At 53.1% G+C, this 18008-nt stretch carries 12 protein-coding genes; 8 read left to right on the forward strand and 4 right to left on the reverse strand.

The window, feature by feature from the left end:
* Window positions 1–83: 83 nt before the first annotated feature.
* The 3 genes from HQN87_RS17150 to HQN87_RS17160 form a co-directional block, all read right to left on the reverse strand.
* Entirely contained in the window at window positions 84–2228 is a 2145-nt protein-coding gene (locus HQN87_RS17150) for a bifunctional diguanylate cyclase/phosphodiesterase (RefSeq protein WP_173135936.1), read from the reverse strand.
* 256 nt (window positions 2229–2484) lie between these two features.
* Window positions 2485–3108, reverse strand: coding sequence for an acetate uptake transporter (locus tag HQN87_RS17155; protein WP_173135938.1), 624 nt, complete (start codon window positions 3106–3108; stop codon window positions 2485–2487).
* 121 nt (window positions 3109–3229) lie between these two features.
* Window positions 3230–5599, reverse strand: a complete 2370-nt coding sequence (locus HQN87_RS17160) for a bifunctional diguanylate cyclase/phosphodiesterase (RefSeq protein ID WP_173135940.1) — start codon at window positions 5597–5599, stop codon at window positions 3230–3232.
* A gap of 171 nt (window positions 5600–5770) precedes the next feature.
* On the opposite strand from HQN87_RS17160, the gene HQN87_RS17165 reads away from it, so the two are divergent.
* The 7 genes from HQN87_RS17165 to HQN87_RS17195 all read left to right on the forward strand — a co-directional run bounded on the left by HQN87_RS17165 (window position 5771) and on the right by HQN87_RS17195 (window position 14824).
* Window positions 5771–6691 carry a prenyltransferase gene (locus tag HQN87_RS17165; RefSeq protein ID WP_254075534.1) on the forward strand — a complete coding sequence of 307 codons (921 nt, stop codon included), beginning with the start codon at window positions 5771–5773 and terminating at the stop codon, window positions 6689–6691.
* Window positions 6691–7476 carry a DUF6081 family protein gene (locus tag HQN87_RS17170; protein ID WP_254075535.1) on the forward strand — a complete coding sequence of 262 codons (786 nt, stop codon included), beginning with the start codon at window positions 6691–6693 and terminating at the stop codon, window positions 7474–7476. The genes HQN87_RS17165 and HQN87_RS17170 overlap by 1 nt, the downstream gene beginning before the upstream one ends.
* A 32-nt stretch (window positions 7477–7508) precedes the next feature.
* Window positions 7509–8459, forward strand: coding sequence for a 1,4-dihydroxy-2-naphthoate polyprenyltransferase (locus tag HQN87_RS17175; RefSeq protein ID WP_436836475.1), 951 nt, complete (start codon window positions 7509–7511; stop codon window positions 8457–8459).
* A gap of 84 nt (window positions 8460–8543) precedes the next feature.
* Window positions 8544–9539: a Gfo/Idh/MocA family protein gene (locus tag HQN87_RS17180; RefSeq protein ID WP_173135944.1), complete on the forward strand. Its 996-nt coding sequence runs from the start codon at window positions 8544–8546 to the stop codon at window positions 9537–9539.
* Window positions 9540–10131: 592 nt separating this feature from the next.
* Window positions 10132–10932 (forward strand): ABC transporter ATP-binding protein, encoded by an 801-nt coding sequence (locus HQN87_RS17185; protein ID WP_173135946.1) that lies wholly within the window; start codon window positions 10132–10134, stop codon window positions 10930–10932.
* Window positions 10925–12589 (forward strand): hypothetical protein, encoded by a 1665-nt coding sequence (locus HQN87_RS17190; RefSeq protein WP_173135948.1) that lies wholly within the window; start codon window positions 10925–10927, stop codon window positions 12587–12589. Before HQN87_RS17185 ends, HQN87_RS17190 begins: the two co-directional genes overlap by 8 nt.
* A 225-nt stretch (window positions 12590–12814) precedes the next feature.
* Window positions 12815–14824, forward strand: a complete 2010-nt coding sequence (locus HQN87_RS17195; RefSeq protein ID WP_173135950.1) for a putative bifunctional diguanylate cyclase/phosphodiesterase — start codon at window positions 12815–12817, stop codon at window positions 14822–14824.
* 828 nt (window positions 14825–15652) lie between these two features.
* On the opposite strand, the gene HQN87_RS17200 is transcribed toward HQN87_RS17195, so the two are convergent.
* Window positions 15653–17320, reverse strand: a complete 1668-nt coding sequence (locus tag HQN87_RS17200) for a methyl-accepting chemotaxis protein (RefSeq protein WP_254075536.1) — start codon at window positions 17318–17320, stop codon at window positions 15653–15655.
* 231 nt (window positions 17321–17551) lie between these two features.
* On the opposite strand from HQN87_RS17200, the gene HQN87_RS17205 reads away from it, so the two are divergent.
* A complete protein-coding gene (locus HQN87_RS17205) occupies window positions 17552–17983 on the forward strand; it encodes a MarR family winged helix-turn-helix transcriptional regulator (protein ID WP_173135954.1) in 432 nt (143 codons plus the stop codon).
* The last annotated feature ends 25 nt before the right edge of the window (window positions 17984–18008 follow it).

The raw sequence follows: 18008 nt of genomic DNA on the forward strand, positions 1-18008 counted from the left end.
GGGTCTCTATTTCCTTTCGGTTAACATCAGAATATACCTATTATAGCGGTCCCCATTTCCGCTTGCAAAGCAGATTTCGATGTTCAGGAAGCCAATCTCCAGATTTCGTCCGCAGGCAGCGGAGGGAAGAACAGGAAGCCTTGAATATGCGGACAATTATGCTTCACCAGGAAGGCAAGCTGCTCCTGCGTCTCGACCCCTTCAGCAATCAGGTCATAGCCGAGCTGGGAGGCGACGAACACGATGGATTTGATAATGGTCTCATCAATGGAGCTGACGCCGATGCCGGTGATGAAGGTACGGTCAATCTTGATTTTGTTCACGGGAAAATGCTTCAGATAATTCAGCGACGAATATTTCGTGCCGAAATCATCAATGGACACGATGATTCCGTGATCGCGCATCTGCTGCAGCAGCGGGTAATGTTCCTCCAGCAATGCGGTGCTTTCGGTGATCTCGAATTCGAGCACATCCGTATCCAGCCCGTACTCATCAAGCACGGCGAACAGATTCTCAATCAGATTGCGGTTATAGAACCAGCTATTGGAGATATTGATCGAGGTGCGCAGCAGCGGCATACCCAGGCCGCGCCACTCGCAGAGCTGGCGGCACACCTCGCGCAGCACCCAGTCGGTGAGCTGGATCATCAGTCCGGCTTCTTCAACGGCGGTGATGAAGGTTCCCGGACCGATCAGCCCCTTCTCGGGGTGATTCCAGCGGACCAGTGCCTCTAGGCCAATCATTTTACCTGTAACGGCATTGATCTGGGGCTGATAATGCAGCACGAATTCCTCCCGCTCCAGGGCGGAATGCAGATATTTGGCGATCATCGTCTTCTGATCCAGCTTCTCGCGCAGCTCCCAGTCGAAGATGAAGTAATTGGCGTCTTCCTGCGACTTGGCCTGATACATCGACATATCGGCGAATTTCAGCAGATCCTCCGTATTCTGCGAATGCTCGGGGTACAGGGAGATTCCGATACTGGTGGACAAGCTGAGATGCGCCCCGGCGATCAGCAGGGTCTCGGAGATCAGCGTGCTGATCTGCTGGGCAACCACAGGGATGTGCCCGCGCGGCAGATCGGGGAAGATCATCACGAATTCATCTCCGCCAGTGCGTGCGAACAGCTTGAAGGGCAGACTTCCGTATTTCAGACGGCCCGCCAGGGTCTTGATCACCTGGTCACCCGTAGAGTGGCCGAGCGTATCATTGATCTCCTTGAACCGGTTCAGGTCGAAGAAGAATAAGGCATAGGTCTGCGTCGGCTCCGAGCTTTGCAGCAGACGCTCGAATTCATCCATGAAGAAGCGGCGGTTGGGGATCTCCGTCAGACTGTCGTAATGCGCAAGCTTTTCATATAGACGCTTGGAAATCCGCAGGTCACGGGTCCTGATGCTGACTACCCGCTCCAGCTCACGGTTGAAGCGGCTCTGGTACCAGAAAATATACAGAATGAAGGCAATCACAAGCAGGAAGGCGATATCAATCCACAGCACGCTGCGCAGCACCTGCCACTTCTTGTAGGAGGGCAGGGACATGCCCATCAGCCAGTGCTGATTGTAGACGTTAACGGGAATGGTGAGCTGCGGGTCCTGCGTATGGGCTTCATTGCCGAACAGGAAGGTATGATCCTTGGCGCTGACATAGATATGGCTGTCCTTAAAAGCAAGCTGGTTGACGATATTATCAATCTTCACGGTGACGGAGACAATACCGTCCAGGGAGCTGCCCGTATAGAGGGCTTGCCGGATGACCATCCCATAGCCGCCTTGGGCCAGCGTACGCGGACCGTCTACTGTGATACCGCGGGAACGTAATGTTTCTTGGATCATGCCTGGAGAGGACAGAGCGGAATCCAGCAGCAGGCTTTTGCCTATCAGTGCCGAATTGCCTTCAAGCGGATAGAGGTAGCGGATCAGACCGTCGGGAGCGATCATAATGTTCGTGACATTGCTTGCGTTGTTGGTGTGCGCCGTGATCAGGTAGTCCTGGATCAGTGCGGGATCGGCATCGAACCCGACCGTTTGAATGAAGGAGCTGACGCCTTTGACAATAGCCACTCTCTCTTCGATATTCGAGGTCAGCATGACGGCCTGTGAGGCCAGATCTGCCTTCTCGGCTCTGTATTCCCGGCCCAGTGATACGGAATAGTAATAGAACAGGGAGAGCTGAAGAATGATGATGAAGCCGATGATGATCGTTAAAGGCTTTTTACTAAGGAAAGCCATGAATTGCCTCCGATACGGGAAAAATTAAAGCCGTAAATTTCCAATTTAATAAAAGTGGTTCTTACACCACAGGAAAATGTCGATATATGTCGCAGATGTTTCTATAGCATGTCATTTTTATCGTGTTTGCGCAAGGGAATTCCTAACAAAAAACGCTGAAATCGAAAAACGGATAAATACTGTCTGCATGAAGGGCAGTGAGTATTTATCCGTTGCTCTGAATAGGGTAATATGGCGGCTCCGCAGGAAGCGGAAGCTATTTTTTGAAGATGCCTAGCGGTGCGCCGACCGGCAGGAAGGTGCGTCCGAAATGGGCATTAAGTACTGCTGCGCCGCAGCCGTAGAGCGATACAATTCCGATAGCCATCTCCGAGACGGCGGCCAGCTTGTGGAAGAATTCCGCAGCGACGCCGAAGGCATCCATGGAGAGGCCGAGGAACAGGAAGTCAATGAGAATGAAGATGATCAGCAGTACACGGTTCGCCTCAACGGCACCGAGCGTCATGAAGAGGGTGAACACAAGATATCCTGCAAAAACAAATCCGAGCTGCTTGGGATCAACGCCCTCTGCCAGCGCTGCGCCGAAGACACCGAGCTTGATCAGCCAACTTGCCCCCATGCCGAACCAGAAGAATGCATAGGCGCCAAAGGCAGTCATGCCGAAGGTGTTGTTGTGCTTGGCATCCTGGATGGATGCGAACAACTGGGCGAAGGCACCGAGGAAGATTGCCCAAGGAATACAGTAGCTGAGACCTGTTGTGATTTCCAGCTTTTGTGAAGAAGCGACCAGGGTAACAATAGCGAGTCCGAACAAGCCGATGGCGCTGGGGTCGGCGGTGACGATTTTGACGGACTGAGTGGTGTGCGGTTGCGCTGACATAACAAGGAAAGCCTCCAATTTTCATAAGTGTTCGCATAGGATAACAGCACCCTAAGCGGGTGCTGTTATCAGCTTGCCTATCATATCATAACGCCAGTAGCTTGCCTATATTAAGAAGTGGTCATTTGTGTCCGGTATAATAATGTTCCTGCTCCAGAAAAGAATACAGCGCCCTGGCCTGAAGCGGCCTGCTGATATAGTACCCCTGAAGCTCGTCACTGCCCAGTGCGCGCAGCCTGTCGAATTGCTCCTTATGCTCAATGCCTTCCGAAACTACACGCAGTCCCAGATTATGACTCAGCTCAATAATGGCCTTCACCAGCACATCTCCTTGAGCGTCCTGTAACATTTCAGATACGAAGGAGCGGTCAATCTTGATCACATCAACGGGGAAGCGGCGCAGGTAACTTAAGGAAGAGAACCCGGTGCCGAAATCATCCAGCGAGATCCGGAATCCGCTCGCTCTGAGATGCTGCAGCGACAGGAAGATATTGTCCCCGGAGACGAGGACACTCTCGGTGATCTCCAGCTCCAGACTGGAGGCAGGCAGATCATATTCCTGCAGGAGCTCCAGCAGCAGCTCCAGCAGGCCCGGCTGCATCAGCTGCAGTGCGGAGATATTCACTGCGGCTGTAAGCTCCAGCCCCCGGCTGCGGAACTCTCGCATATCGGAGCAGACCTGGCGCAGCACCCAGCTCCCGATCCCGACAATGGAGCCGCTGCTCTCTGCCAGCGGAATGAATTCGGCCGGTGAGATATTTCCATAGCTTGGACTATTCCAGCGCAGCAGGGCCTCCACTTTGGATACCTGCAATGGGCCTGCGCTGAGAATCGGCTGGTAGTGCAGCTCGAACTCGTTCCCGGCGGCAGCGGAGAGAAGCTGCTGGGCCAGCACCTTCTTACGCCGGATGCCTGCTTCCAGATCCTCTGAATACTGGAAGATGTTGTTGCGGCCGGTCTCTTTGACATGGAACATGGCCAGGTCCGCCTGTTTGACCAGATAATCAGCATCTTCACCGTTCTGCGGGTAAATGCTGATGCCGATACTGGCTGTATTATATAGAAGATGCCCCTTGATATGATGCGGCATGGAGAGGGCCTCCTGAATCCGTGAGAGCTGCAGGGCGATGCTGTCGGCACCCGGAACATCATAGAGCAGAATGGTGAATTCATCCCCGCCGAGCCGGGAGACCACATCATGCGTACCGACAACCTGTGTCAGCCGGAAGGCGGTCTCCTTCAGGATAGCATCGCCGAAATCGTGGCCCAGGGTATCGTTGACCGTTTTGAAATGGTCCAGGTCAATGAAGACCAGCACAATCTGCCGGTCACTTCCCTTAACGGCGGCAATCGCTTCATTCAGCTTGTCAAAAAAGAGCGAGCGGTTGGGCAGCCGGGTCAGCGGGTCGAGCATGGATTGCTGCCGCAGCTCATCGTGGGTCTGCTCCAGCGAGTCAATCATCCGGTTGAATTCCACCTCCACCTCGCTGAATTCATCCTGCCCGGAGCTTGGAATCCGGATCGACAGATCCTTGCTGCTGCCGATCGCGCGGATATTGCGCACGAGAGATGACATTCTTCTCAGAATGAACCGGTTGACGAAGAGCATACATGCAGTCAGCAGCAGCAGCATGGAGATGAAATAGAACAGACGGAAGGTGGCAAGCGACTTCAATCCGCTGTTGTAGAGCTGGCGGGGCTCCTTCAGGGACAGGATCATTCCCGGATCGTCAAACAAATCATTTAACACGGTGTGAATCGACATCTCCCCGCCCGAGGGGGGGCTAGTCCAGATCTGCTTGCCTCCGCTGCCTTCCAGCAGGGGCGAAGGAATGCGTGACATGTCCATACTGGACAGGCTATCCTCCCAGATCTGTGTCACTTCGTGATGCAGCATCCGTCCGGCAAGCGCGGTTCCAATGACCGGCTTGTCTGTACTGCTGTTAAGTATGGGTGTAAGTGTAATCAGCATAGGCCCCTCATCCAGATTGACGAAGCCGCTTGTGCTCTCTTCGGCGGTCTTGGGGGCAGGCAGACGGCTATTGATCAGCTTGATGAGCGTTAGCTGCTCCTGGGTTAACGGGGTAACCTTAGCTGATGGGAGATCGTAGGAACCGCCATATCGCGGCTGGCCGTTCAGATCAAGCAGGGCAATCATATCGAAATGATCCATAGGATAAGTAGCCGGGTCAAGGCTGCTGCGGATGAAGGCAGGCTCCGTGCTACCGGAACGGGCAGAGCCGGGAGCCGCAGCAGACTCCATGAACCGGTAGGTCTCATCCCGGACGGTATAATTCAGCAGTCCGGTTGTCATGTCCTGCAGCTCTCTATGATAAGAAGCCACAGCTTTGTTCAGGTTGCGCTGCAGCTGCGCCTCATCCAGCTTCTCGAAGCGGTTCAGCAGAATCACGTGAAGCAGCAGGTAGGTAGCGCTAATTCCGAGCGTGGCAACCAAACTAATGAAGATAATTATTTTTTTGCGGAGTTTCATCTGATCCCCTTTAACATTTCAGACTTAATAGGAAATAAGTACCATCTATAATAGTGTACCACGATTAGGGAATATTTTGCAGCGTAAATCTGCCCAAAGTGTCGAATTTTGATGTATAATAATTTAATGATAATCATTATCAAATAATAATAAAAGGAGAACTTCCTTGGCATGATGGAGAAGTGGACACTATTTAAGAAAGCCTCACGGTTTGGAGTCATCCCTGTTATGCTCATACCGGTGATCTTGGGAACGGCCGGGGCCTATGTATGGCAGGGAGTATTCCATCCGTTTTTATTTGTTATAACCTTCGTTGGAGCGGCTGCGGCCCATCTATTCTCCAATATGGTGAATGATCTGTGGGATTACCGCAACGGAACCGATACGGAGGCGCATAATACACCTGGGGCAATCTCAACGAACTCCGGGTTTCTGTCCGGAGGCGTTATGCGTGAATCCCTGTTTGCCCTGCTGACCTGGGGGCTGCTGGCTCTTGCGGTCTGCTGCGGCGTGCTGCTCAGCCTGTACAGCGGATGGGAGATTCTCTGGTTTGTGGCCGGAGGGGCGCTGATCGCCTACTTCTATGTCGCTCCGCCGCTTCAGTTCGGATACCGCGGGAAAGGCTACAGCGAGCTTGCGATCTTCCTGGCCTTCGGGCTAATGCCTGTCCTGGGCGCGTATTTCGTTCAGACGGGGGAGTTCAGCCTGAAGCCCGTGCTGCTGTCGCTGCCCATCGGCCTTTTGACGACACTGCTGCTGTTCAACCATCACTTCCTGCACTGGAGAGCCGATCAGCAGGCGGGCAAGCGCACGCTGGTGGTGGTGTGGGGCGAACGCAGAGCGCTGATCTTCTCGCGGGTGCTGCTCTACCTCTCTTATGCCTCACTTATTGTCTGTGTGCTGCTTGATGTATTGCCGGTGTATGCGCTGCTCGCGTTGCTTACGGCAATTGCCCCGGTACAGGTCTACCGCAGCCTTCAGCCGCAGAATGCTTCGGCAGCTTACCTGCCGCTGATGGGTGCCTCACAGCGCGCATCGGTGCGATGCGGGATGATCATGGCTGTGGCCCTGCTGATTCAAGGACTCATCTAATGGCAAGACAGAAATCTACTACATTACAGAAAGCGGGAGAATTCATGGATACAGAGGGCAAACAAATGGTGATCGGGGATTATCATACGATTCTGAACGAAGGCAAGGTCTGGCAAACCGGCGGCTTCAAGCTGCCGGACGGCTCCTTCTGGGCCTATCGTGAGCCGGAGGCGGTAGTGATTGTACGCAATGATTATCTGTATGTGCGTGCTCAGCTCAGCCGCCGGAATGACCATGTGCAGATTCTGGATAATGCCAAGCATATGTATTATTCAGCCCAGCCTGTGGACATACCGGAGGAAGGCGAGATCAGTTTCGAGCTGCAGATCCGCGCCCGTACGCAGGGCACTGCTCCGGGTGATCTGTATGACGGTTATGTCTCGCTGAACCTGCTGGATTTCACTACGGGTGCAGCGCTTGATTTCTTCGCCGGCAACGACAAATACGCCAGCGTATACGGAATTCTCCCCTTCCCCGGCGTAACCGTACCGGAGACCGGCGGCACTAAGTACTTCTGTATTTTCAAGGAAGATACCGGCTTCAAGCCGCGCGAATTCAATACTTACCGGATTACCTACCACCGGGGCAACAATGAAGCGGTGTTCTATGTGAACGGCCAGGAGGTGCGGCGCGAGCAGAATGTGCCTATTAAGTTCAACAGCTTCACCATCGCACTGGGCATCATGACTGAGAAGGATCTGACCCCCGAGGGCAGTGTATCGGCGCATGGCCAGACGGTCATCGCTGAATGGTCGCCGGTAACGATTACCACCTCTGCACAGTAACGCGCCCATATGACTGAGAAGGATGAATGACCGTGAATCCAAGAACGTTCTTCAAGTTTGTCGAGCTGCCGACGAAGGTGGCAAGTATGCTCCCGCTGCTGCTGGGGACACTGTATGCCTTGTACCGGTTCGAGGACTTCTATATTCTGCGCTTCGCGCTGATGCTGGTGTCGCTGCTAAGCTTTGATATGGCGACAACGGCGATCAACAACTATTATGATTTCAAAAAAGCGTCCAAAACCCATGGCTACGGGTATGAGACCCATAATCCGATTGTCCGTTACAAGCTGAAGGAGGGCACGGTGGTGGCGGTGATCGTCATCCTCCTCGGGCTTGCGGCAGGCGGGGGGATTGCCCTGGTGTTCCAGACCGGACTGCTGGTGTTCCTGCTCGGCGGACTGTCCTTCCTTATCGGTATCCTCTATTCCTTCGGGCCGATTCCCATCTCGCGGATGCCGCTGGGGGAGCTGTTCTCCGGGCTGTTCATGGGGTTCGTCATTATCTTCATCTCGGCCTATATTCACTCCGACCAGACGGTGGTCACTCTGCTGCTTCAGGGAGAATGGATCAGCCTGCATATTAATTTCGTTGAGGTGCTGTACCTGTTCTGGTTCTCGGTACCGGCTATCCTCGGCATTGCCGGGATCATGCTCGCGAACAATATCTGCGACATTGAAGATGATATAGACAACCGCCGGTATACACTGCCGGTGTATATCGGACGGGAGAATGCGCTGCTGCTGTGGAGGCTGCTCTATTATGTCTCTTTTGCGGATATGATCGTGCTGGTCCTGCTGGGGGTGCATCCGGTCCTGGTCCTTCTGCTCCTGCTGACACTGATTCCGCTCCGCCGCAACATCGCACGCTTCCATGAGGAGCAGCATAAAGGGACGACCTTCATTCTGTCCGTCAAGAATTTCATCCTGATGAGCGTGGCAAGAATCATTGTGCTGGGTATAGCTGTTATATGGATCTCCATATAGCCCGCTTAGAGAGATGCCCGATTCTATGGTATGGTGTTCATAGGGTATACGCGGAAGAATTAACAGGAAGGAAGGTGTATCGCTATGACACAGAAGCTTCGCTGGGGAATTATGGGCTGCGCCCAGATTGCCACAGGGTCGGTGATGCCGGCTATTCAGGAGTCAGAGACCGGAGTGATTCACGCGGTGGCCAGCCGCGGGCTTACGAAGAGCAGCGCTGTAGCCGCCGAGTTCGGTATTGAGCGGGCATACGGCAGCTACGAGGAGCTGCTTGCCGACCCGGAGGTGGATGCCGTCTATATTCCGCTGCCGAATCATCTGCACTGCGAGTGGGTGATCCGCGCGGCGGAAGCAGGCAAGCATATCTTATGCGAGAAGCCGATTGCACTGAACAGCCGCGAGGCTGTGGAGATGGTTGAGGCTTGCCGGAAGGCGGGAGTTCACCTGGCGGAGGCATACATGTACCGCCATCATCCGCGGATTAACGAGCTGCAGGAGATTATAGCAAGCGGGGAGATTGGCGAATTGCGTTCGATCCGCGGTACGTTCACCTACAACGATGCTGAGGATACGACCAATATCCGCTTCAACGCCGCCTGGGGAGGCGGCTCGCTCTATGATGTCGGCTGCTACCCGCTCACAGCCGCACGGCTGCTGTTCGGTGCAGAGCCGGAGGCAGTCACCGTGCAGGCGCTGTTCTCGCCGGAGCATGACAACGTCGATATGATGGCCTCCGGCCTGGTGGAGTTCCCCGGCGGCAAGAGCCTGATCTTCGACTGCGGCATGTGGGCATACAACCGCCAGCTGCTGGAGGTGCTTGGCACAGAGGGACGGATTGAGGTTCCGATGCCGTTCAATGCCAGATTCGACGATGCGGAGTTCTTCGTGTACGGCGGGGAAGAGCCCCGGCGCGTGGAGGCCTTCGGAGCCAATCCTTACGTGCAGCAAGCCGACCATTTCGCTACTGCGGTCTTCAGCGGCAAGCCCTGGATTGCCGCTGAAGACCCGGTGCTGAATATGCGATTGATTGAGAGCTGTCTGGAATCGGCCCGCAAGCGTCAACGAATCAGCTTCGTGTAATTTCATATCTGCTCTCCGCCCGTCATTACGAGGCGGAGATTAACAGAGTGGACAACCGAGATTAATAGAAAGAACAACTGAGCCTCCCATTTTGCCCTTTACCGGCAGCTGGGAGGCTCTTGTGGTCCCTATATTCCCCTCATCCGCTCAACTCCTTAACTCCTCAATTTTGCACTTCATAAAACACATGTTCTTGAACGGCGGTGATTCATCTTCTGATGCCTCTATCTGCCCATTGGATAAGCCGGGATGCCTCCGTGAACGCTAGCAGTTGGCTAGCAGTTGGATTTTGTCCACTTGCTGGTGAACAAATGGTCTCTACTGCAACAGCAGATGGAATAACAGCACTTAAATACTCACAATTCACCCAAAAAGGCATGAACCCACAGCAGTAGATGCTGTTTTTCCACCTGCTTGCCTTTAATCATCAGAAATCAATAAATTAAGAGACATTATTCCACCTGCTTCCCGAGACTGGGTGTCAGGCTGCAATAAATCACACGTATCAAGTGCTAAAATTTGCTAGAATAGGGTTATTGGTAATTTCTATTTCTGGAATAAAGAGTGAGCAAGGCCAAAGGAGGAGACAACAATGGGCGTACCGGAAGAACCGGTCATTTCAATTGAAGGATTATGGATGAATTACATTGACAGAATGGTGCTGCGGGGGATTAATCTGGAGGTATACCGCGGACAGATTATCGGATACATCGGACCCAATGGTGCGGGCAAAAGCACTACCGTCAAGATCATGCTCGGGCTTGTGGAGGGGTACAACGGGACCATACGTATTTTTGGCAGGGATATCGCGGACGGTGACACAGCCTACAAACGGAGAATCGGCTACGTGCCTGAGGTTGCGGAGCTGTATGACAGCCTGACGGCGCGGGAGTATCTGACCTTCATCGGGGAATTGTACGGGATGCAGCAGGCGGATGCTGATGCCAAGGCGCAGAAGCTGATGGGGCTGCTGAGCCTGGACAAGGCCTATGATATGCGGATTGCCTCCTATTCCAAAGGAATGAAGCAGAAGGTGCTGCTGATTGCCAGCATGCTGCATGACCCGGATATCCTGTTCCTGGATGAGCCGCTCAGCGGACTGGATGCCAATAGCGTCATGGTGGTCAAGGAGATCTTCGCCACACTTGCGGCAAGGGGCAAAACGATCTTTTATTCCTCGCATATTATGGATGTGGTGGAGAAGATCAGCAGCCGGATTATCCTGCTGGACGGGGGCGATATTGTTGCGGACGGAACCTTCTCACAGCTGCGGGAGAAGAGCCGGGAGGGCTCGCTGGAGGCCATTTTTAATCAGCTCACCGGGTTCGATCAGTACAGTGATATCGCCAGTGAATTCGTTGCCGTGATTGGCGGGGGGACGGCGCATGAATGAATTCCGGGTGCTGAAGCTGCTGGACCGGGTGCAGTGGATCTTTAAGAGGCTTGGAGCCGATTACGCCGTCATGCGGCGCATTCTTCAGGTTAAGCTTACGATGGACGGCAGACGGACCCCCACCCTGTTCTCCGGGGCACAGAATTCCAAGCTGAATATAGAGGGCTCCTCGTTTAAGGTGCAGTGGCTGTATCTGCTGCTGGGGCTAATGCTGCTCGTCTTTGTTGCGCCCAGGGACCATCATATCCTGATGATGAGCCTGCTGTTCAGTATAGTGATGTTTCTGATTACAACAACGCTGATTTCTGACTTCTCGACAGTTATGCTGGATCTGCGGGATAAGAACATCCTCTTCTCCAAGCCGGTGGACCGCCGCACGCTGAATATGGCCAAGAGCATACATATCCTGATCTACCTGCTGACGTTAACACTAACCTTCACCGGTCCATCGCTGCTGTTCTCTCTATTCCGGCACGGGCCGATGTTCTTCTTCCTGTACGGGGCAGAGATTATTCTGATGGACGGCTTCATTCTGGTGTTCACCGCGCTGGTCTATCTGCTGATCCTGAGGTTCTTCGACGGGGAAAAACTGAAGGACATCATCAACTATGTACAGATCATTCTCTCGGTGGTTGTAACTGTGGGTGCCCAGCTTGTCAGCCGGCTGTTCAATATCTCAGAGCTGGGCCTTGAGTTCACCCCTGCCTGGTGGCATTACCTGCTGCCTCCCGTCTGGTTCGGGGCGCCGTTCGAGCTGCTCATGGGCGGAACAAGGAGCCAGTCTCTAACCATTCTGGCCGCTCTGTCCGTGGTTGTTCCGCTCGTGCTGTTCACCGCCTATATCCGGCTGATGCCGCTGTTTGAACGCAGTCTCCAGAAGCTGGCTGAGCAGGGGGCGGCGGGCCGGGACAGCGGGCGGCTTCCACGCCTGTTGTCGGAGCTCGTGTGCCGGAACAGGGTAGAGGCCATGTTCTTCCGCTTCACCTGGTCCATGATGAAGCATGAACGTGAATTCAAGCTGCGGGTATATCCGACCGTTGGCTTCGCGCTGATCTTTCCTTATATCTTTATTTTCAATCAGGTGTGGAGCGGGGATCTGGCAAGCATTAGAGGGTCCAAGTCCTTTCTGTTTATCTATTACTGTGCACTCCTGATGATGACTGCGGTACAAATGGTCCGTTACTCTGCCAGCTACAAGGGCGCATGGATCTACCGGGCAATCCCTTTGCAGGGAACGGCCATGGTGCACCGGGGAATGCTCAAGGCCATGGTAATGAAGCTGCTGCTTCCGCTTCTTGCCCTGGAAGCAGCCGTGTTCGTCCTGCTGTTAGGCTCCTGGATTATTGCAGATATGGCCGTGGTTGTGCTTGCGCTGATGCTATATTCCGTTATTTGCTTCCTCACGTTCCCCAAAGCGCTGCCGTTCTCCGAGAAGTATGAAGCATCGCAGCGTAAGGAGTTTACCGGCAGTGCTTTTGTCCAGCTGTTCATTCTGGCCGGGCTGGCCGGAGTACATTATGTATTCACCTTAATTCCAGCGGGAATATACATCTATCTGGTAATTCTGGCAGCTGCAAATGTCTGGGTCTGGCGCCGGGCCTTCCTGCCGGACCCTTCGCAGAGCGGCGGACTTCCAACCCTCCGCGCCGGGGGCTGAGGCCAAATATGGACATTTTTTGCCGACATTAAAAAAAGGGTCTAAGTTCCAGTATTTACTTAGACACTCTGCCGAATACAAGGTAGAATACAGCTAAAGTTAGTTTTCAGGGAATGCCAAAACTCTTTATATACTCTTCCATTTATCCGCCATTCGTATATTGATGAATACCTTGAGATAGACGCTGAAACGACGCTGATACTATAACCGGTGAAGAGGTCAACTATGGATCAAATGGGAATCCACTATAATATCTGGATTGTTTTACTATCTTTCGCACTTGCTGCCGCAGCAGCGTACTCCGCGCTTAATCTGATTTCGCAGGTTTCCCATTCCGCGGGCCGGATCAGGCGTCTTTGGCTGCTGTCGGGTGCCAGTGTGCTTGGCAGCGGGATCTGGGCCATGCATTTTGTCGGCATTATGGCCAGCCGCCTGCCGTTCAAGGTCAGTTATCATCCGGCTATGGCTGTTCTGTCCCTGCTAATTATTATGATCTCCTGTTATACAGCGTTTCATATAGCGGCGGCCCCCCGCCAGAGAAGCTGGCGGTTCCTTGCGGGCGGCACCATACTGGGCGGCGGTATATCGTTAATGCACTATGCCGGAATGTCCTCCATGGAGATGAATGCGCAGGTTCATTATAAGTTCGCGGATCAGGCCGTATCGGTGTTGATTGCGCTGGTCGCCTCCTATATCGGAGTATTTATGTTCCGCAGATTCAAGGATTACGCAGGGTTTAGCCGCTGGAAGCTGTATTCGGCAATGTTCATCGCCTTGGCGGTTACCGGAATGCACTATTCTAGCCTGAGAACAAGCGGCCTGCATTACTACAGCTGGCAGTCTACTGCACCTATGCTGATGGAGACGGATGTGGTTCTCCTGACCGGCATCTCGCTGGTTACCCTGTTTGTGCTGGCGATCTCCGGCGGCGCTGTTTTCCTGGACAGGGATGTACTGGAGCGCATGGCTTATCATGATCCGCTCACTGAGCTGCCGAACCGTCATGGTCTGGAGCGTTATTTCAAGGATGATTTCTTCGGCGGTATCTCGGGCGCCGTGTTTTTTGTCGATCTGGACCGCTTCAAATCCATCAATGATACGCTGGGTCATGATATTGGTGATTTACTGCTGCGCGAGGTATCGGCCAGGCTGACCTGCTGCGTTGGCGGGATAGGCAAGGTCTTCCGGCTTGGCGGCGATGAATTCCTGATTGCCCTGCCCGATTGCAGCATCGGGGCGGCGGAGGAAGTGGCACAGCATATCCTGCAGGAGCTTAAGAAGTCCTACAGCATTGAAGGTAATGAACTATACGTGACCGCGAGTGTGGGAATCAGTATGACCCCGGCGCACGGGACAGACCGTTCGGCTCTGATGAAGGCTGCCGATACAGCGCTCTACACTTCCAAGGATTCGGGCAAGAATAAGTTCAGTGTGTTCGATCTGGAGATGAACCGTCATCAGGTACGGCGGATGTCGCTGGAGAAGGACCTTCGTAAGGCGCTGGCCCGCTCGGAGTTCATGGTGGTCTACCAGCCGAAGTGGGATTCCCTGCTGAATGTAACCGTGGGTCTTGAAGCGCTGCTGCGCTGGAGACATCCGGAGCACGGCATTATCTCACCCGCTGAGTTCATTCCGATTGCCGAGGAGACCGGCCTGATTGTCCCTATTACCTACTGGATGCTGCATGAGGTCTGCGGACAGAATATGCTCTGGCATAAGGCGAAGGTGGCCAGTGTAGCGGTCTCGATCAATATGTCAGCACGGATGTTTGAAGGCGGGAGCCTGTATGAGGTAGTGGAAGAGGCCCTGATGCGTTCCGGTCTTGCGGCGCATTTCCTTGAACTGGAGATTACCGAGTCTATTGCGATGAACAACATGGAGGAGACAGTTGCCCAGCTCTCCAAGCTGCGGAATCTGGGGGTGAGGGTCTCGCTGGATGACTTCGGAACCGGTTTCTCTTCGCTGGGTAACCTGGACGAGATTCCCGTCAATACTCTGAAGATTGATCAGGTATTCATCCGCAAGAGCAAGATGCATTCCAAGAAGGCGATTATCAGTAACATCATTGCCATTGCCAGCAATCTCAACATGGAGGTCGTGGCCGAGGGCGTAGAGACCACTGAGCAGATTGAGCTGCTGCAGTCGCTGGGCTGCCGGGTGATGCAGGGCTTCTACTATGGACGACCCATGCCGGTGAACGAACTAGGCCAATGGTTTATTGAGAATACCGCTTGATTGGGCTGACGGTTAAAATGTTATATAGCAGCGATTCTCCGCCTTACCCGGAGAATCGCTGCTTTGCGTTAGTGGTCATACGCAGCTTGTTTCATGAGGTTAGACTTGGCCGATATGCTATAGCACTTTGTACATTAGATTTTTGTGAAAAAGGTGTTTTGGGGCATCTATCCCGAAATCAATTGTATCAAATACAATAAAATGAATTTTAGCGGGTTAGAGCCAAATCTGCTGCATAAAGTGCAATCAGTGAGGTGTTGTCCCTCCTCTTTCCATGCCCCTCCGTACCCATCCGTACTATCCGCCAAAAAAATTAAGGTTTCAGCATCAGCTCAAGCGCTGAACTTGACCACACAATAAATACAAGGCTGTCCCAAGCAGTCATTTCATGACTTCTGGGACAGCCTTGGAACAGCATCATCATTAACGTACTCTGGCTGATCGGCGCTCCAGCCTATTGGATCATCCTATCTAAAATAGTGAGAACTAGAGTAACCCATCGCAAGAGGGCGTGCCGTGCCCTGATGAAGGGGCACATCATATGCTTAAATGTACTTTGTACAACTAAATCGCCGGATGTATCGCCGAATACCCGTTTACCTGTATTTCGTGCAATTAAACTGCCATCAGTATGTGGTTCTCGCCCATTTGGGCAAATTTAGTTGTACAGACTACAGCTAGAAGAGGAAAGACTACCTTTTCACTGTTTTTAAATGTACAGAATACAACTATCCCTGAATGTTCGCTTCGAAAGCTACCTCATACATTACCAAAATACATTCCCAAATTTATGGAATGAATTCACTTCTTTAACTCTGATGCTCCAGCCTAGATCTTGAAGTTCTCCACCAATACCTGCAATTTCTCTGCGAGTGAGGAGAGGAAAGTGGCGGAAGACTCGACTTCCTGCATGGCAGCAAGCTGTTCCTGAGACGAGGCGGACAAGGTCTCCGCGCCTTCGGCTGTCTGATTGGAGACGGCGACGATCTTCTGGATCGCGGTGACCAGCCCGTCGGAGATCAGGGCTAGCTCACGGACCGTGGATGAAATCTGCTGGCTCTGGGCAGACATCTCAGAGACTGAGCTCTCGATCTCGGAGAAGGAGTGCCCGGCGGCTATAATCATCTCCTTGCCGTGATGCATTTCTTCCGTGGACCGATGCATGGTCTCTCCGGCCTTGTCCATCTGATGGACAATCAGGCTGACCAGCTCTCCGATCTGGCGGGCAGACCCGGCAGACCGTTCGGCCAGCTTACGTACAGAGCCTGCCACAACTGCGAATCCGCGGCCCTCTTCTCCGGCCCGCGCAGCTTCAATCGCTGCATTGAGGGATAGCAGATTCGTCTCTTCGGCAATACTGGCTATTGTGCCTACAATATTCTCAATCTCTTTGGAATGGCTGCCCAGCGACTCAATGATCCCGGAAAGATCCGAGATGCTTCCGCTCACAATCCCCATCTGAGAGGTGGTGGAATCCATAGATTCACGGCCCATCCGGGCTTTCTGGGAGTTAAGGGCAGCCTGATTCATCGCACTGTCCGCATTGCCCGCTATTTCGGTAATGAATTGCGACATGTCCTGGACCGCCTTGTAGCTGCCTTCAAGGTTCTGGAGCTGGGTGTGTGCCCCGTCGGCCAATTCGAGGGTGACATTGACGCTGTGTTCTCCGGCCCGGTTAGTCTCCTGGGCGCTGGCAGACAGCTCCTGGGAAGAGGAGGCCACCAGCATCGAGGTATCATTGACCTGTGTGATCAGGTTCCGCAGATTCAGTGTCATCGCATTGAAGTCACGGGCCAGCTTGCCGATCTCGTCTTTGCCCGTGTAGAGCATCGGCTCCTGGGTAAGATCCCCTCTAGCCACTGTATTGACGGAGGCGGACAGCTTGGTGAGCGGGCTTACCATACGGCGGATCAGCAGATAGGCTGCGAGAATCGCAAGGATCAGAATCGAGCTGCCGACCATGAAGGGCTGGGTGATAATATCCATCGTCCGGGTCTGAATTAACGGACCGTCGAAGTTAATGGCCATTAGAGCAATGATTGGTTTGGTAGGGTCATGGTCCTGGTAGATGGGGCCGTAGCCGGTTTTGAGCGAGGTACCTTGATAGGTATACACCTTGGAGTATGTAGAATGCTGCATGGTGGTAATCATATCTTTATCTTCATCTGAGAAGTAGAAGGGATCTCCCGCTTTGTAGCCTCTTTCTTTGAAGTTTGTATCAGCAGCGAGGATGATGCCGTCCAGTGACAAGATGAACGCTTCTTTGAAAATAGGCTTGTGATCACTGATCCATCCTATGCGGTCTTCAATAGCATCTAGCTTGCTCGTATCCCCTGCAGCCAGAGCAGTGATGTCGGCAGGATCGATAAGGCCGGTGGTTATATTGGCACAGCCTACCAATTCAATGCCTGCAGCTTCATCAATCTGCTTGTAAGCAGCGTTGTACCCGAAGAAGCCTATGGATGATCCAACCAGAAGCAACACAATCAGCATCATCCAAGTTAATTTTGTTGCCAATTTCATAACAAGTATCACCAGCCCTGATTCTAAGATATTAAGTGAGTTTTAGTTATCACTGCTACGATTATAGCGCATCGGCTGCTATTTAAGCAGGCGACAGATAAGAGATTTTGTGTCGGAAAAGGATGAATTATATATATAAATCTGTATGTCTAGCCAGTAAAATGGTACGCTTGAAGCAGAACGAACGGACTGGGAGTGGAAGGGATGTCGCAAGAAATCAATCCGTTGATCGAACGTGTGGGATTATCCATGTGGAAGGTACAGCGCAAAATCATGTCACAGATGTCTTTGCATAAGGAATTGGGGTTAACTGTACCGCAATTCGGACTGCTGCATATGATCGCGCAGGAGAAGCAGGCGCGGGTGGTTCATCTGGCCGACAAGATGGAGGTGAAATCCAGTGCAGTCACGGTCATGCTGGACCGTCTGGAGCTGTTGGGGCTGATCGCCCGTGTTCCTGACGAGAATGACCGCAGGGCTGTCATTGTAACGATCACCGATAAAGGGCAAGGGGTTCTGGAAGAAGCACAGCGCCGCTCGCTGCTGCTGCTGGAGGAGCATCTATCCATCCTTGAGCCGGAGGAGCTGGAGAACTTCGCCCATTACTATCTGCTGCTGGAGAAGCAGGAACGGTAACTTAGCACACCAAAACCGGCAGCCT

The sequence above is a fragment of the Paenibacillus tritici genome (genome assembly GCF_013204885.1).
GTDB lineage: Bacteria > Bacillota > Bacilli > Paenibacillales > Paenibacillaceae > Paenibacillus_AQ > Paenibacillus_AQ tritici.

Coding starts and splice junctions, on each gene's coding strand:
- HQN87_RS17205 (WP_173135954.1), top strand. CDS start 17,552: ATGTCGCAAGAAATCAATCCGTTGATCGAACGTGTGGGATTATCCATG.
- HQN87_RS17180 (WP_173135944.1), top strand. CDS start 8,544: ATGACACAGAAGCTTCGCTGGGGAATTATGGGCTGCGCCCAGATTGCC.
- HQN87_RS17195 (WP_173135950.1), top strand. CDS start 12,815: ATGGATCAAATGGGAATCCACTATAATATCTGGATTGTTTTACTATCT.
- HQN87_RS17165 (WP_254075534.1), top strand. CDS start 5,771: ATGATGGAGAAGTGGACACTATTTAAGAAAGCCTCACGGTTTGGAGTC.
- HQN87_RS17190 (WP_173135948.1), top strand. CDS start 10,925: ATGAATGAATTCCGGGTGCTGAAGCTGCTGGACCGGGTGCAGTGGATC.
- HQN87_RS17200 (WP_254075536.1), bottom strand. CDS start 17,320: ATGATGCTGATTGTGTTGCTTCTGGTTGGATCATCCATAGGCTTCTTC.
- HQN87_RS17170 (WP_254075535.1), top strand. CDS start 6,691: ATGGCAAGACAGAAATCTACTACATTACAGAAAGCGGGAGAATTCATG.
- HQN87_RS17150 (WP_173135936.1), bottom strand. CDS start 2,228: ATGGCTTTCCTTAGTAAAAAGCCTTTAACGATCATCATCGGCTTCATC.
- HQN87_RS17160 (WP_173135940.1), bottom strand. CDS start 5,599: ATGAAACTCCGCAAAAAAATAATTATCTTCATTAGTTTGGTTGCCACG.
- HQN87_RS17155 (WP_173135938.1), bottom strand. CDS start 3,108: ATGTCAGCGCAACCGCACACCACTCAGTCCGTCAAAATCGTCACCGCC.
- HQN87_RS17185 (WP_173135946.1), top strand. CDS start 10,132: ATGGGCGTACCGGAAGAACCGGTCATTTCAATTGAAGGATTATGGATG.